Below are 14,716 nucleotides of genomic sequence, written 5' to 3'. Positions count from 1 at the left end.
CGTGGGCGCGACCAGCCCGCCACGGTCCGCAGCCGAACACCGCACCTCCGGGAGGGGGCTAAACCGGGTGCCGGAAGCCAATGGTCGGCACGGCCCGACGAAGCGGCCACGGCCGAGCCGCCCCCGGCAGCAACCCCTCCAGGAACGCGTACCGCCGCAGCGCAGCCGGATCCTGGTCCTCGAACGTCCGCACCTGCTGCCACCACCCGGCGATCTCGGCCCACCCGGGCGCCGACAACGACCCGCCGAACTCCTGCACGGACAGCGCAGCCGTAAGCCCCGCGAAGGCAAGCCGATCCGCCAACGGCCACCCCGCGAGCGTCCCGGTGACGAACCCCGCCACGAACACATCCCCCGCCCCCGTGGGATCGAGCGCCTCCACCGCGATCGCGGGCACCTCCGCGGTCTCCCCGGTCGACCCGTCCACCGCGTACGCGCCCTCCGCGCCAAGAGTGACCACAGCCACCGGCACCTTCTCCGCCAGGGCGCGCGCGGCCGCACGCGGGCAGTCGGTCCGGGTGTACCGCATCGCCTCCCCCGCGTTGGGCAGAAACGCCTCGCAGTGTTCGAGCCCGGCAAGACCCGCCAGGTCCCAGTGCCCCGTGTCGTCCCAGCCGACATCCGCGAAGATCCGCGACCCGTTCCGGGCGGCGCCCTCGATCCACTCCTCGCACCGCCCCGGCACCAGCGAGGCGATCGCGGCACGCGCGCGTGGCGGGCACGCGGGCGCGGACTCCTCCGGAGGCGCCTCGTGCCCGTGCGAGACCATCGTCCGCTCGCCCTCGTACGCCATGGAGACGGTGACCGGCGAGTGCCAGCCGGGCACGGTCCGCGACAGCGACAGATCGATGCCCTCGCCCTGCTCAAGCGCGTCCCAGCAGTACTCGCCGTAGTGGTCGTCGCCGAACGCCGCCGCCAGCGACGTGCGCAGGCCGAGCCGGGACAGCGCGATGGCCATGTTGGCGACGCCGCCGGGGCTCGATCCCATGCCACGCGCCCAGGACTCCGTACCGCGCACGGGGGCGGAGTCCAGGCCGGTGAAGATGATGTCGAGGAAGACCGTGCCGGTCAGGAAGACGTCGCAGTCCGGGTCGCGGGGCCGGCGCAGCTTGTCCAGCGGGTCGACACCGGCACTGTGGCCCGACCCGGGGTACTGGTCGCTCTGCTCTCTGCGGGATGTGGTCACAGCGGGCTCCCCGTTCGCGTACGGATCTGGCCAGTGTGCCCGATCCGGCTCGCACGGGACTCGCCCTACCAGCGCGGCAGCGCCGGAGTCCGCCATTCCGCGTGCCCGGGCGCCCGGCGCATCGCGGCGGCGTCGTCGCGGTCACGCATGCTCCCGTCGTCCTCCAGCCAACGCCGGTGGAGCCGGTCGAGGACGTCCCGGTCGAGCTCGACGCCGAGCCCGGGGGCGTCGGAGACGGCGAGCCGCCCGTCCCGGAAGACATGGCGAGCGGTGATCACGTCCTCGCTCTGCCACGGGTAGTGGCTGTCGCAGGCGTAGTCGAGGTTGGGGACGGTGGCGGCGACGTGCGTCATCGCGGCGAGGCTGATGCCCATATGGGTGTTGGAGTGCATGGACAGACCCACCCCGAACGTGCGGCAGACCGCCGCCAGCTCCTGGGTGCGGCGCAGCCCGCCCCAGTAGTGGTGGTCGCTGAGGACGACCTGCACGGCGTCGGTGGCGAACGCCTCACGGATCTCGGGGAAGGTCGTGACGCACATGTTGGTGGCGAGCGGGATGTCCGTCCCCGCAGAGACCTCGGCCATCGCGCGCGTGCCGGGCGCCGGGTCCTCCAGGTACTCCAGTACGTCCGCGAGCTCGGCGGCGACGCGCAGCGAAGTCCCGGGCGTCCAGCCGCCGTTGGGGTCGAGCCGCAGCGGATGCCCGGGGAAGGCGTCGGCGAGCGCCCGGACGGCGGCGATCTCCTGCTCGGGCGGGAAGACGCCGCCCTTGAGCTTGAAGGACGTGAACCCGTACTCGCGCACGAACCGCCGCGCCTGGGCGACGATCCCGTCGGGGTCGAGCGCGGCCCCCCAATCGTCCTTCTCGCCCACCCCGCCCGGGTGTTCGGTCCACCGGTAGAAGAGATAGGCGCTGTACTCCACGCTGTCGCGGACCTTGCCGCCGAGGAGCGTGTGGACGGGCAGACCGAGGGCCTTGCCGAGCGCGTCGAGACACGCCACCTCGAAGGCGGACACGACGGACAGCCGCAGCTTGTCCGCGGTCTGCACCCCGCGCAGCCCACCGACGCCGATGGAGTCGTCGACACGAGATTCATCGACGCCGATCGAGTCCATGAGTGTGAACAAACCATTGAGGTCGGCGATGTCATGGCCGACCAGCAGCGGGGCGTACGGTCGGGCGAGTTCAAGGTACTTGGTGTCGCCGTACGTCTCACCGACACCGGTGACACCGCCCTCGGTGACGACTTCGACGACGAGGCGCGGGGTGTACGGCTGGTGGACGCCCTGGACGTTGAGGAGTGGGGGGTCGGAGACGAGGACGGGGGTGAGCCGGACTTCGCGTATATCCACAGGAACTAAGACTAGATATGTGAACAAGACCAGGTCAAGGGATCAGCGGGAGACCCCGATCGGGATCGCGCGGAATACCCGGCATTCATGAACGCAAACAAAAAGTGACCCAGATCACTCAGCCGCACCTTTCGTGCACTCAGGGCGCTTGATACAAATTGCTCCCGCGTTCCCGTACAACACCGGGCGCATCTCCCCTCTTTGGCATCTGCCCGTTCGGGCACCGCTCCCTGGAACGCCCATGTCCGCACGTCCTCGTGCCGCCTGGCCCCTGGTCGCCGTCTTCGCGGCCGGCTACCTCGCCGCGTATCTGCTCCCGACCGTCGTCGGCCGGCTCTCCTCGGGCCTCGGACTCTCGTCCACCCAGGCCGGACTCATCGGCTCCACACTGCTGTTGAGCTCGGCGGCGGCCGGATTCACGCTGGCGTCCCGGGTGGAGCGGTACGGGGAGCGGCGCCTGGCCCGGCTCGGGCTCCTGCTCGCGTTCGCGGGTTACGGGGGCGGCGCGCTGACGACGTACGTGCCGCTCGTCGTGGCGGGCGCGGTCGTCGGGGGCTTCGGGTCCGGTACGGCGACGGCCGTGGCCGCGGCGGGGATGGCCGCGCGGCCCGACCCCCACCGGGCGACCACGCTCGGCCTGCTGACCGTCTCGGCCACGGCCGGGGCGCTGTATCTGACGATCCCTCACCTCGGCGGCGGCCACGGGCTGCCGTTCGCGGCGATCGCGCTGGTGGCGGCGGTGGTGTGGCCGGTGACGGGACGGCTGCCGGGGCCGGGTGCGGCGCGGGTTCCCTCGGCGGCGTCGGCCGCCCCTCTCCCTCGGCGCCGCTCGGGCGCGGTGCTGGCCGTGGGGATGCTCTGCTGGTCCCTGGCGCAGAACGCGCTGTGGGGGGTGAGCGGGCGCATCGGCCTCACTCAGGCGGGTCTTTCCGAGGTCACCGTCGGCGTGGTGTTCGCCGTCGCGCTCGGGGCGGGGCTGCTCGGGGTGAGCGGGGCGGGGGCGCTGGGCCTGCGGCTCGGGCGGGCGGTGCCGATCGGGGTGGGGACGGTGGTGATCGCGGGGTGCGTGGTGGTGAGTTCGTCCGCGCGGGATCTGTCGTCGTTCGCGGGCGGAGTGATGCTGTGGAACGTCTTCTACCCGGTCGTGCTCTCGTATCTGCTGGGCCTCGGGGCCGCGCTGGATCCTCGGGGGCGGTGGGCGGTCCTGGTGGGTTCGGCGTCGTCGCTCGGCGTCGCGTGCGGGCCCCTGACGGGGAGCCTGCTGTCGTCGTACGCGGGGTTCGTGGGGATGGGTTTGGTGCTGGCCGCGCTGCTCCTGACGGTGGCGGGGCCGCTGGCCGCGGTGGCGCGGGGGGTGTCCGGGCGGGGGCCGGTGGTGGGTGCGGTACACGTGGACGAGCCCGAGGTGGCCCTGGCGTCTTAGGCCCCTCCCCACCCCTTCCCTAAACCCTCCGGGGGTGGGTGGGGGCGAAGGAGGGTTCTCCCAGGGGGTACGCCCCCAGCCCCCCGAGCGGGGGCTGCGCCCCCTGCACCCCGCTTCGCCTGCGGACCGCGCTGGGTTGCTCGCGCCCACGCGGCGGAGCCGCAAATCGATACAGCCCCGCGCCCCTAAGGAGGGCCCGAAGGGCCCATCAAGGGGCGCGGGGAACTGCGCGACAAGCCCCCACCGACGGTCGGTCAAAGAACCCGGCCGCCCGCCCAGGCCACGCGGCGGAGCCGCAAAATGTCACAGCCGGGAAGGGGCGGGGTGGGGAAAGGGTCACCCCGTACCGAACTCGTACGCCTCCACCTCCGCCAAGTACCGCTCCCGCAGCCCCTCCTCGTCGTCCAGGAACGCCGCCAGGAACGAGTTCCGGGCGAGTTCACGGAGGCGCGATTCCGAGAGCCCCAGCGCGGCCCGCACCGCGAGGAACGTGTCGTCCACGTACCCCCCGAAGTACGCCGGATCGTCGGAGTTCACCGTGCACATGAGCCCCGCATCCATCATCCGCCCCAACGGATGTGCCTCCAGAACGTCAACGGCGCGGAGCCGGACGTTCGACAGAGGGCACAGCGTCAGCGGTACGCGGTCGCGGACCAGGCGCGCCACCAGCTCCGGGTCCTCCAGCGCCCGCAGCCCGTGGTCGATCCGCTCGACGCCGAGCACGTCCAGCGCCTCGGTGATGTACGACGGCGGCCCCTCCTCCCCCGCGTGCGCGACCTTGCGCAACCCGAGCGCGGAGGCCACCGCGTACACCTCGCGGAACTTCGCCGGCGGATGCCCGACCTCGGCGGAGTCGAGGCCGATGCCCACGATCCGGTGCAGATACGGCCGCGCCGCGTCCAGCGTCGCGAGCGCCGACTCGGCCGACTGGTCCCGCAGGAAGCAGAGGATCAGCCGGGTCGAGATGCCGTGCCGCTCCCGGCTGCGGTCGAGCGCGCGGCCGAGCCCCTCCACCACCGTCCCGATCGACACGCCCCGCGCGGTGTGCGCCTGCGGGTCGAAGAAGATCTCCGCGTGCCGCACCCCCTGCGCCGCAGCCCGCGCCAGATACGCCTCCGCCAGCGCCTCGAAGTCGTCCTCCGTCCGCAGCACCGCCATCAGCGAGTAGTACAGGTCGAGGAAGGACTGCAGGTCGTCGAAGAGGTACGCCTTGCGCAGCTCCTCGGTGTCGGCGTACGGGAGCCGGACCCCGTTGCGCGCGGCCAGCTCGAAGGCGAGCTCGGGTTCGAGGGTGCCTTCGATGTGGAGGTGGAGTTCGGCCTTGGGGATGGGCATGAAGTACTGCTTCCTACGTGGTGCGTGCGTTGCGTCTGAGACTCGTACGAAAACCTCGTACGTCTACGTCGTGCGTTTCGGCAGCGGCACCCTCATCAGGTCCTCCGCCACCGTCAGCTCCCCCTCGAACCCCGCCGCCCGCGCCTGCCGTTCGAACTCGACCGGGTCGGCGTAGCGCTGCGAGAAGTGGGTGAGGACGAGGTGGCGTACGCCCGCGTCGCGGGCCACCACCGCTGCCTGACCTGCCGTCAAGTGGCCGTGGTCCGTGGCCAGTTGGACGTCCTCGTCCAGGAACGTCGACTCGATGACCAGCATGTCGCAGCCCTGAGCCAGCGCGTGCACGCCGTCGCAGAGGCGGGTGTCCATGACGAACGCGAACCGCTGGCCGCGCCGTATCTCGCTGACCTCGTCGAGCGTGACCCCGTCGACCGCGCCCTCGCGCTGGAGGCGGCCCACGTCCGGCCCGGCGATGCCGCGCTCGGCGAGGAGCGCGGGCAGCATGCGGCGGCGGTCCGGCTCGGTGATGCGGTAGCCGTACGACTCGACCGGGTGCGAGAGCCGCCGCGCGTCCAGCGTGTACGCGTCGGTCGCGGCCAGCACCGCCCCCTCCCCCTCGACCGGCACCTGGCCGAGCTCGACCGTCTCGCGGTAGGCCGTGGCGTACCGCAGCCGGTCGAAGAAGCGCTGCCCGCTCGCCGGGTAGTGCGCGGTGACGGGGTGCGGGACCCGGTCGAGGTTGATCCGCTGGATCACCCCGGCCAGGCCCAGCGAGTGGTCGCCGTGGAAGTGCGTGACGCAGATCCGGTCGATGTCGTGGGCGGCCACCCCGGCCCGCAGCATCTGGCGCTGGGTGCCCTCGCCGGGGTCGAAGAGGATGCCCTCGCCGTCCCAGCGCAGCAGATAGCCGTTGTGGTTGCGGTGCCGGGTCGGGACCTGGCTGGCGGTGCCGAGCACCACCAATTCACGTACGGACACGATCGGTTATCCGGGCGGCCACTGCATGCCGCGGCCGCCGAGCAGATGCGCGTGCGCGTGGAAGACCGTCTGGCCCGCGCCGCTGCCGGTGTTGAAGACGATCCGGTAACCGCTCCCGTCGATCTTCTCCTCGCCCGCGATCTCCCCCGCCGCGCGGAGCAGATCGGCGGCGATCGCCGGTTCGGCGGCGGCCAGCGAGGCAGCATCCGGGTAGTGGACCCGGGGGATGACGAGGATGTGCGTCGGGGCCTGGGGGTTTATATCCCGGAAGGCGACGACGGTCTCGCTCTCGCGGACGACGGTCGCGGGGACGTCCCCCGAGACGATCTTGCAGAACAGGCAGTCCGCCTGCGGCTCTCCGGCCACGGTCCTGAGCTCCTCGGTAGCGGTGATCAGTTCATGGGCATGCTACTGAGGTTCGCCGCGCGATGACGTGCCGCCCTCTCCGGGAACGTACGGGACCTGGCTTCGCAAAGGCCCGCTCACTTGCCCCGGAACGTCTCCGTCACCGTCACGGTGACCGTCGCCGTCGGGTGGCTGCCCGGTTTGCCCGTGGGCCTGGGGTGCGAGCTCGTGGTGGGCGCGGGGGCGTTGCAGTTGCCCAGGACGGTGGCCTTGAAGACCGTGCGGTCGCCGACCTTCGCCGTCAGGTCGCCGCGTACGCAGCGGTCGTCGACGACCTGGGTGACCTTGCCGGTGACCGTGATCGCCTTGTTGTCCTTGGTGCGGCCCCGGCAGTCGACCGTGGCGACCGAGTGCGTCGAGGAGGGGGACGGCTTACGGGTCGAGGTGCTGGTGCCGCTGACCTTCGCCGTACAGGACAGCCACGAGACGTTCACGCCGTCCTGCTTCAGCTTGTCCGTCGCCGTCTTGTCGGTGGTGATCGAGACGGTCGCCGAGCTCATGCCGCCCACCGGGTCGCAGGCCGCGGCGGCCGTGCCCGCCACCGCGACGACCCCGAGCGCGGCGAGCGCACGCCGGTGGCGCAGCGGGACGCGTAAGTATCTCCTTGCCCCCATACGCGCCAGCGTCCCACCGGCCCGGCCCACGCGGTAGACCGCTTTACGACGTCACGTCGGGCGGCTCACGCCCAGCGCCCCGTGCGTCCCATCAGCAACGCGGCGGCCGCCGTGCCCGCCGTGGAGGTGCGCAGGACGCTCGGGCCGAGGCGGTACGGCCTGGCGCCCGCCGCCTCGAAGACCGCCAGCTCCTCCGGCGACACACCGCCTTCCGGGCCCACCACCAGGACGATCTCGCCGCGCTCGGGCAGCTTCGCGGTGGCCAGCGCCTCACTCGGGGCGTCCCGGTCCTCGTGCAGCACGGCGGCGAAATCAGCCGTGGCCAGAAACGCGACAACCTGCTTGGTCGTCATCGCGTCCCGTACCTCCGGGAACCGCACCCGGCGCGACTGCTTGCCCGACTCACGGGCCGTACTGCGCCACTTGGCCAGGGACTTGGCGCCCCGGTCGCCCTTCCACTGGGTGATGCAGCGCGCGGCCTGCCACGGCACCACCGCGTCCACGCCGGTCTCCGTCATCGTCTCCACGGCGACCTCGCCCCGGTCGCCCTTGGGCAGCGCCTGGACGACGGTGATCCGCACCTCCGGCTCGGGCTCGTGCCGTACGGAGTCGAGCCGGACGACGAGACGGTCCTTGCCCTCGGTCTCCAGGACCACGGCGTCGGCCCAGTCGCCGTGCCCGTCGGTGAACACCACGTCCTCGCCGGGACCGAGCCGCTTGACCGAGACGGCGTGCCGCCCCTCGGGCCCGTCCAGGACGTACCGGCCGCCCGGTCCCACCGCTGTGAAACCGTCGACCACGAAGACCGGGGCGGTCATGACGCACTCCTCATGTTTCTCGATGCCGCCGCCAACGCGGCCAGCGAAGCGTCCAGTTCGGCCGCCAGTACCTCCACCAGCTGCCCGGCGGGCAGCTCGCGCGCGAGCCGGTGGCCCTGGCCCGCCCACAGGGCCATGCCCTGCGCGTCACCGGCCGCGGCGGCGGCCCGCCGCAGTCCGGTGGTGATCTGGTGCACCTCGGGATAGGCGGCCGGGGCGTACGGCCCGTGCTCGCGCATGAACCGGTTGACCAGGCCGCGGGCCGGCCGTCCGGAGAAGGCGCGGGTCAACTCCGTACGGGCGAAAAGGGGGTTGGTCAGCGCCTGCTTGTGCAGCGGGTCGGCGCCGGACTCCGGGCAGGCCAGGAACGCGGTGCCGAGCTGCGCCGCGTCCGCGCCCGCCGCGAGCACCGCCGCGATCTGGGCGCCGCGCATCAGCCCGCCCGTCGCGATGATCGGCAGCCGTACGGCCTCGCGGACCAGGGTGATCAGGGTGAGCAGCCCGATCCCGGAGCCGTCGGCCTGCGGGTCGTCGCGGTGCGTCGACTGGTGGCCGCCGGCCTCTATGCCCTGCACGCACACGGCGTCGGCCCCGGCGCTCTGCGCGGCCAGCGCCTCGTCGGGGGTGGTCACGGTGACGACGGTGTATGTGCCTACGGCCGCGAATCCGGCGAGCACCTCGGGCTCGGGGCAGCCGAAGGTGAACGACACGGCCGGGACCGGGTCGTCGCGCAGGATCGCCAGCTTGGCCTCGTAGCCGTCGTCGCCGCCGGAGTCGGCCTCGCCCAGCGGCGTCTCGTACCAGGTGGCCTCGCCCGCCAGCTGGTGCCGGTAGACGTCGATGACCGCGGGGTCGGTGTGCGGGGGCTGCGGCATGAACAGGTTGACCCCGAAGGGGCGCCCGGTGAGCCGCCGCAGCTGCTTGATCTCCTGGTACATCCCGTCGGCCGTCTTGTACCCGGCGGCCAGGAATCCGAGCCCGCCGGCCTCGCAGACCGCGGCGGCGAGACCGGCGGCGGAGACGCCACCGGCCATGGGGGCCTGCACGATCGGATACCGGCAGAGATCGGTCAAAGCCATGCCCGCATCGTGCCACGGGTGCGCTCCGGTACCCGAATCCCCCCGTCCGGACGCGAAGGTCCGGGGGCGAGACCCCCGGACCGACAGCCGTCAGCGGCCGTTGAAGGCGTCCTTCAGACGGGAGAACAGGCCCTGCTGGCCCGGCTGACTGTGCTCACCCGGGGGACAACCCCCGGCCCCCCGGCCGTCAGCGGCCGTTGAACGCGTCCTTGAGCCGCGAGAACAGGCCCTGCTGCCCGGGCTGGAACTGCCCCATCGGGCGCTCCTCGCCGCGCAGCTTGGCGAGCTGGCGCAGCAGGTCCTCCTGCTGGGGGTCCATCTTGGTCGGCGTGGTGACCTCGACGTGGACGATCAGATCGCCCCGGCCGCCGCCGCGCAGATGCGTCACACCGCGTGCGTGCAGCGGGATGGACTGGCCGGACTGGGTGCCCGGGCGGATGTCCACCTCCTCCATGCCGTCAAGGGTCTGCAGCGGCACCTTGGTGCCGAGCGCCGCCGCCGTCATGGGGATGGTCACCGTGCAGTGCAGATCGTCGCCGCGCCGCTGGAAGACGTCGTGCGGCAGCTCGTGGATCTCCACATAGAGGTCGCCGGCGGGGCCGCCGCCGGGGCCGACCTCGCCCTCGCCCGCCAGCTGGATCCGGGTGCCGTTGTCCACACCGGCCGGGATCTTGACCGTGAGGGTGCGCCGCGAACGGATCCGGCCGTCGCCCGCGCACTCGGGGCACGGGGTCGGCACCACGGTGCCGAAGCCCTGGCACTGCGGGCACGGCCGCGAGGTCATGACCTGGCCGAGGAAGGACCGGGTGACCTGGGAGACCTCGCCGCGGCCGCGGCACATGTCACACGTCTGCGCCGAGGTGCCGGGAGCGGCGCCCTCGCCGGAGCAGGTCGTACAGACGACCGCCGTGTCGACCTGGATCTCCTTGGTGGTCCCGAAGGCCGCCTCGTTGAGGTCGATCTCCAGGCGGATCATGGCGTCCTGGCCCCGACGGGTCCGCGAGCGCGGGCCGCGCTGCGAGGCCGTACCGAAGAACGCGTCCATGATGTCCGAGAAGTTCCCGAAGCCGCCCGCGCCGAAGCCGCCCGCGCCACCGCCGCCGGAGGACGACAGGGGGTCGCCGCCGAGGTCGTAGACCTGCTTCTTCTGCGGGTCCGACAGCACCTCGTAAGCGGCGTTGATCTCCTTGAACCGCTCCTGGGTCTTGGGGTCGGGATTCACATCGGGGTGAAGTTCCCTCGCCAGTCTCCGGAACGCCTTCTTGATCTCGTCCTGCGATGCGTCGCGGCGTACGCCCAGTACGGCGTAGTAGTCCGTGGCCACTTACGACTCCGCCAGGATCTGTCCGACGTAACGTGCCACTGCGCGTACCGCTCCCATCGTTCCGGGGTAATCCATGCGGGTCGGTCCGACCACGCCGAGTTTTGCGACGGCTTCGCCGCCCGAACCGTAGCCGACCGAGACGACGGACGTGGAGTTCAGCCCTTCATGGGCGTTCTCATGCCCGATACGTACGGTCATGCCCGATTCCTTGGCCTCGCCGAGCAGTTTGAGGAGCACAACCTGCTCCTCAAGTGCCTCCAGCACCGGCCGAATGGTCAGGGGGAAATCATGTCCGAAGCGGGTCAGATTGGCGGTGCCGCCGATCATCAGCCGCTCCTCGGTCTCCTCGACCAGGGTTTCCAGCAAGGTGGACAGAACCGTCGAAACGGTTCCTCGGTCCTCCGGTTCGAAGGACTCCGGCATGTCCTGCACCAGCTGCGGTACGTCCGCGAAGCGCCGCCCCACGATCCGGCTGTTGAGCCGGGCCCGCAGATCCGCGAGCGAGGTCTCGCCGAACGGCGCCGGGCAGTCGACCAACCGCTGCTCGACCCGCCCGGTGTCCGTGATGAGCACCAGCATCAGTCTGGCGGGCGCGAGCGAGAGCAGTTCCACATGCCGCACGGTCGAGCGCGTCAGCGACGGGTACTGCACCACGGCGACCTGCCGGGTGAGCTGCGCGAGCAGCCGCACCGTGCGCGCCACCACGTCGTCGAGGTCGACGGCCCCGTCCAGGAAGTTCTGGATGGCCCGCCGCTCCGGCGACGTCATGGGCTTGACGCCCGCGAGCTTGTCGACGAACAGCCGGTAGCCCTTGTCCGTGGGGATGCGGCCCGCGCTGGTGTGAGGCTGGGCGATGAAGCCCTCCTCCTCCAGGACGGCCATGTCGTTGCGCACGGTCGCCGGCGAGACGCCGAGCGCGTGGCGCTCGGTCAGGGCCTTCGACCCCACCGGCTCCTCGGTCCCGACATAGTCCTGGACGATGGCGCGCAGCACTTCGAGTCTGCGTTCACTGAGCACCGCGCACACCTCCAGCTGTGGTCCCTGGCCGCTCTGCCTGGCACTCTGTGCGTTCGAGTGCCAGCATTCCCCCGGCCAGTGTACGGCCGACCGGTACACCCCTAGCAAGGGCGGCCACCGTTGCCGCTCGCGGCGCGGTCGGGCGACGCGTCCGGTGACCCGGGATACCGTCGCAGTCATGGGCATCGACACGACGGACATCCGCTGGGAGGAGTCCGGCTGGGAGCGCCTGGGCGACGGCGTGGGCCGCCGCCGGCTGCCCGGCTGGGACGCGACGGCCGGCCTGGTCGTCGGCGACCAGGCGGTACTGCTGTACGACACGGGGTCCACGCTGCGCGAGGGCGCCGAACTGCGCGCCCAGGCGCAGGCGCTCGCCGGGCGCCGCGTGACCCATATCGCGCTCAGCCATCCGCACTTCGATCATGTGCTCGGCACGGCCGCGTTCTCGGGCTGCGAGGTGTACGGGGCGGTGGGCATCGACCGGGTCCTGGACGGCGAGGCCATGAAGGCCGACGCCACCGCCCACGGGGTCCCCGTCGCGCAGGCCGCCGAGGCGGCCGACCTGCTGGTCTCGCCGCACCACTTCGTGAGCGGCGAGTGGACGCTGGACCTGGGCGGCCGCCAGGTCCTGCTTGCCAACGTGGGCCCGGGCCACTCCGGCCACGACCTCGCCCTGCTGATCCCCGGCTCCCCCGAGATCGTCTTCTGCGGCGACCTGGTCGAGGAGTCCGGCGAGCCGCAGGCGGGCCCGGACGCGGTCCGCACGCGCTGGCCGGCGGCGCTGGACCGGCTGCTTGAGCTGGGCGGGGAGGACGCGGTGTACGTGCCGGGGCACGGGGCGGTGGTGGACGCGGCGTTCGTACGCGCACAACGGGCAACGCTGGCAGCCCAATTCGGCGTGTCGTAATACGTCGTCGGATGGTGATCAGCCCGTATTCTCATCCGAATGCGCAGCTACAGCCCGGATCTGACCCCGCCCTGGAAGAAGCAGGCCCCGGCCCCCGAGGTCGCCGCCGAGCCCGATCTGGTGGTGGAGGAGGTGACGACCGGCTTCTGCGGGGCGGTGATCCGCTGCGAGGCGGGCACGGTGACGCTGGAGGACCGCTTCGGCAAGCACCGGGTGTTCCCGCTGGCGCCGCGCGGGTTCCTGCTGGAGGGCAAGGTGGTGACGCTGGTCCGCCCGTCGGCGGCGCCTGCTCGCCCGGCCCGTACGGCGTCGGGGTCGGTGGCCGTGCCCGGGGCGCGGGCGCGGGTGGCTCGGGCGGGGCGGATCTATGTCGAGGGCCGCCACGATGCCGAACTCGTCGAGAAGGTGTGGGGCGACGACCTGCGGATCGAGGGCGTCGTCGTCGAATACCTCTCCGGCATCGACGACCTCCCCGCGATCGTCGCGGACTTCGCCCCCGGCCCCGACGCGCGCCTCGGCGTCCTGGTCGACCACCTGGTCCCCGGCTCCAAGGAGTCCCGGATCGCGGCGGCGGTCACGGGCGAGCACGTCCTGGTGGCCGGGCATCCCTACATCGACGTCTGGGAGGCGGTGAAACCGGCGTCCGTGGGGATCGCGGGGTGGCCGGTGGTGCCGCGGGGTGTGGACTGGAAGACGGGGGTGTGCGCGGCGCTGGGGTGGCCACCGAATTCCGGGGCGGCGTGGCAGCGGATCCTGTCCGGCGTACGGACGTACAAGGACCTGGAGCCGGAGCTGCTGGGCCGGGTGGAGGAACTGATCGACTTCGTGACGGCGCCGTAGGACCACCGGTGGTTCCGCGCCCCTGGGAGGGCCCGAAGGGCCCATCAAGGGGCGCGGGGAACTGCGCGAACGGCCCCCACCGGCCCGCAGACGAACGACACCCGCCGGAGGCTTTCGGGAAGGGGTGGGGTGGGGTCAATCCACCAGGTCGCGGACCACCGCGTCCGCGAGCAACCGCCCCCGCAGCGTCAGCACCGCCCGCCCCTCGGCGTACGGACCCGGGTCGAGGAGGCCGTCCGACAGGGCGCGGCGCGACGCCGCGAGGCCCGTCGGGCGCAGCAGGGACAGCTCGCAGCCCGACAGAAGCCGCAGCTCCAGCAGGATGCGCTCCACCCGGCGGTCCTCGGCGGACAGGAGCTCACGCCCCGCCCCCGGCGTACGACCACCAGCCAGCGCCGACGCGTACGCCCCCGGATGCTTCACGTTCCACCACCGCACACCCCCCACATGACTGTGCGCCCCAGGACCCGCCCCCCACCAGTCCGCCCCCCGCCAGTACAGCTCGTTGTGCAGGCAACGGCCCGCCTCGGACGTGGCCCAGTTCGACACCTCATACCAGGAGTAGCCCGCCTCCGCCAGCACCGAGTCCGCGATCAGATACCGGTCCGCGTGGACGTCGTCGTCGGTCATCGGCACCTCGCCCCGCCGGATCCGCCGCGCCAGCTGCGTACCCTCCTCGACGATCAGCGCGTACGCCGAGATGTGGTCCGGGCCCGCCCCCACCGCCGCCGCCAGCGACGCGCGCCAGTCGTCGTCCGACTCCCCCGGCGTCCCGTAGATCAGGTCCAGGTTGACGTGGTCGAACCCCGCCGCCCGCGCCTCGGCGACACACGCCTCGGGCCGCCCGGGCGTATGCGTACGGTCGAGGATCTTCAGTACGTGCTGCTTCGCGCTCTGCATCCCGAAGGACACCCGGTTGAAGCCCCCGGCCCGCAGCTCCTCCAGATACGCCCGGTCCACCGACTCGGGGTTCGCCTCCGTCGTCACCTCGGCGTCGTCCGCGAGCCCGAACTCGTCCCGTACCGCCGCCAGCATCCGTACGAGATCACCGGCCGCGAGCAGCGTCGGGGTACCGCCGCCGACGAACACCGTACGGACCGGACGGTCGTCGTCGCCCAGCACCTTGCGGGCGAGGCGGATCTCGTCGATCAGGGTCGAGGCGTAGTTGTCCCGGGAGGCGAGCACGCCGCCGGAACCGCGCAGCTCGGTGGCGGTGTAGGTGTTGAAGTCGCAGTAGCCGCAGCGCGTGGCGCAGTACGGAACGTGCAGGTAGAAGCCGAGCGGCCGCTCCCCCGCGCCCTCAAGGGCGGATCCGGGCAGCGCCCCGTCCTCGGGCATGGGCTCACCATCGGGCAGTACGGAAGGCATGACCCCATTGTCCGCCACCGGCGGGCAACCCCGGTCCGCGCGCCCGAGCGCCCCCCCGAGCCCCACTCCGCGC

Annotated in this window: 14 protein-coding genes; 3 read left to right on the top strand and 11 right to left on the bottom strand. The window is 72.1% G+C overall.

The features are described from left to right. Positions 1-58: 58 nt before the first annotated feature. On the bottom strand, positions 59-1,186 hold the full coding sequence (locus ACT1U9_RS21255) for a carbohydrate kinase family protein (protein WP_444534264.1): 1,128 nt from the start codon (positions 1,184-1,186) through the stop codon (positions 59-61). Between the two features lie 65 nt (positions 1,187-1,251). Beyond that, positions 1,252-2,538: a glucarate dehydratase family protein gene (locus tag ACT1U9_RS21250; RefSeq protein ID WP_444534263.1), complete on the bottom strand. Its 1,287-nt coding sequence runs from the start codon at positions 2,536-2,538 to the stop codon at positions 1,252-1,254. A 241-nt stretch (positions 2,539-2,779) separates the two neighbouring features. On the opposite strand from ACT1U9_RS21250, the gene ACT1U9_RS21245 reads away from it, so the two are divergent. Next, the gene (locus ACT1U9_RS21245) at positions 2,780-3,961 is read left to right on the top strand and encodes an MFS transporter (protein ID WP_444534262.1); all 1,182 of its coding nucleotides are present in this window, start codon (positions 2,780-2,782) and stop codon (positions 3,959-3,961) included. Positions 3,962-4,297: 336 nt separating this feature from the next. Here the strand turns inward: ACT1U9_RS21245 and ACT1U9_RS21240 are convergent, their stop codons facing one another. The 8 genes from ACT1U9_RS21240 to hrcA form a co-directional block, all read right to left on the bottom strand. Further along, entirely contained in the window at positions 4,298-5,296 is a 999-nt protein-coding gene (locus tag ACT1U9_RS21240) for an adenosine deaminase (RefSeq protein WP_444534261.1), read from the bottom strand. Positions 5,297-5,359: 63 nt separating this feature from the next. Further along, on the bottom strand, positions 5,360-6,271 hold the full coding sequence (locus ACT1U9_RS21235) for a ribonuclease Z (protein ID WP_444534260.1): 912 nt from the start codon (positions 6,269-6,271) through the stop codon (positions 5,360-5,362). A gap of 6 nt (positions 6,272-6,277) precedes the next feature. After that, positions 6,278-6,637 carry a histidine triad nucleotide-binding protein gene (locus tag ACT1U9_RS21230; protein WP_444534259.1) on the bottom strand — a complete coding sequence of 120 codons (360 nt, stop codon included), beginning with the start codon at positions 6,635-6,637 and terminating at the stop codon, positions 6,278-6,280. Between the two features lie 116 nt (positions 6,638-6,753). Then, positions 6,754-7,290: a hypothetical protein gene (locus tag ACT1U9_RS21225; RefSeq protein WP_444534258.1), complete on the bottom strand. Its 537-nt coding sequence runs from the start codon at positions 7,288-7,290 to the stop codon at positions 6,754-6,756. A gap of 65 nt (positions 7,291-7,355) precedes the next feature. Beyond that, complete coding sequence (locus tag ACT1U9_RS21220) at positions 7,356-8,108, bottom strand: 16S rRNA (uracil(1498)-N(3))-methyltransferase (protein ID WP_444534257.1); 753 nt, start codon at positions 8,106-8,108, stop codon at positions 7,356-7,358. Continuing rightward, positions 8,105-9,187 carry a nitronate monooxygenase gene (locus ACT1U9_RS21215; RefSeq protein ID WP_444534256.1) on the bottom strand — a complete coding sequence of 361 codons (1,083 nt, stop codon included), beginning with the start codon at positions 9,185-9,187 and terminating at the stop codon, positions 8,105-8,107. Before ACT1U9_RS21215 ends, ACT1U9_RS21220 begins: the two co-directional genes overlap by 4 nt. A gap of 187 nt (positions 9,188-9,374) precedes the next feature. Further along, entirely contained in the window at positions 9,375-10,511 is a 1,137-nt protein-coding gene (dnaJ, locus tag ACT1U9_RS21210; protein ID WP_444534255.1) for a molecular chaperone DnaJ, read from the bottom strand. Further along, positions 10,512-11,528, bottom strand: coding sequence for a heat-inducible transcriptional repressor HrcA (hrcA, locus tag ACT1U9_RS21205; protein ID WP_444534254.1), 1,017 nt, complete (start codon positions 11,526-11,528; stop codon positions 10,512-10,514). It abuts the gene before it with no gap. 178 nt (positions 11,529-11,706) lie between these two features. Here hrcA and ACT1U9_RS21200 point away from each other — a divergent pair, with 178 nt between their 5' ends. Beyond that, complete coding sequence (locus ACT1U9_RS21200; protein ID WP_444534253.1) at positions 11,707-12,435, top strand: MBL fold metallo-hydrolase; 729 nt, start codon at positions 11,707-11,709, stop codon at positions 12,433-12,435. A gap of 39 nt (positions 12,436-12,474) precedes the next feature. After that, entirely contained in the window at positions 12,475-13,275 is an 801-nt protein-coding gene (locus ACT1U9_RS21195) for a DUF3097 domain-containing protein (RefSeq protein ID WP_444534252.1), read from the top strand. 135 nt (positions 13,276-13,410) lie between these two features. Here ACT1U9_RS21195 and hemW read toward each other — a convergent pair whose 3' ends face one another. Continuing rightward, complete coding sequence (hemW, locus tag ACT1U9_RS21190; RefSeq protein WP_444534251.1) at positions 13,411-14,643, bottom strand: radical SAM family heme chaperone HemW; 1,233 nt, start codon at positions 14,641-14,643, stop codon at positions 13,411-13,413. Between the last annotated feature and the right edge of the window lie 73 nt (positions 14,644-14,716).

Source organism: Streptomyces sp. BR1, from assembly GCF_052373795.1.
Taxonomy (GTDB): domain Bacteria; phylum Actinomycetota; class Actinomycetes; order Streptomycetales; family Streptomycetaceae; genus Streptomyces.
This window is presented reverse-complemented; position numbering and strand designations above follow the sequence as displayed.

Coding starts and splice junctions, on each gene's coding strand:
- ACT1U9_RS21245 (WP_444534262.1), top strand. CDS start 2,780: ATGTCCGCACGTCCTCGTGCCGCCTGGCCCCTGGTCGCCGTCTTCGCG.
- ACT1U9_RS21200 (WP_444534253.1), top strand. CDS start 11,707: ATGGGCATCGACACGACGGACATCCGCTGGGAGGAGTCCGGCTGGGAG.
- ACT1U9_RS21240 (WP_444534261.1), bottom strand. CDS start 5,296: ATGCCCATCCCCAAGGCCGAACTCCACCTCCACATCGAAGGCACCCTC.
- hemW (WP_444534251.1), bottom strand. CDS start 14,643: ATGCCTTCCGTACTGCCCGATGGTGAGCCCATGCCCGAGGACGGGGCG.
- ACT1U9_RS21215 (WP_444534256.1), bottom strand. CDS start 9,187: ATGGCTTTGACCGATCTCTGCCGGTATCCGATCGTGCAGGCCCCCATG.
- ACT1U9_RS21225 (WP_444534258.1), bottom strand. CDS start 7,290: ATGGGGGCAAGGAGATACTTACGCGTCCCGCTGCGCCACCGGCGTGCG.
- ACT1U9_RS21195 (WP_444534252.1), top strand. CDS start 12,475: ATGCGCAGCTACAGCCCGGATCTGACCCCGCCCTGGAAGAAGCAGGCC.
- ACT1U9_RS21220 (WP_444534257.1), bottom strand. CDS start 8,108: ATGACCGCCCCGGTCTTCGTGGTCGACGGTTTCACAGCGGTGGGACCG.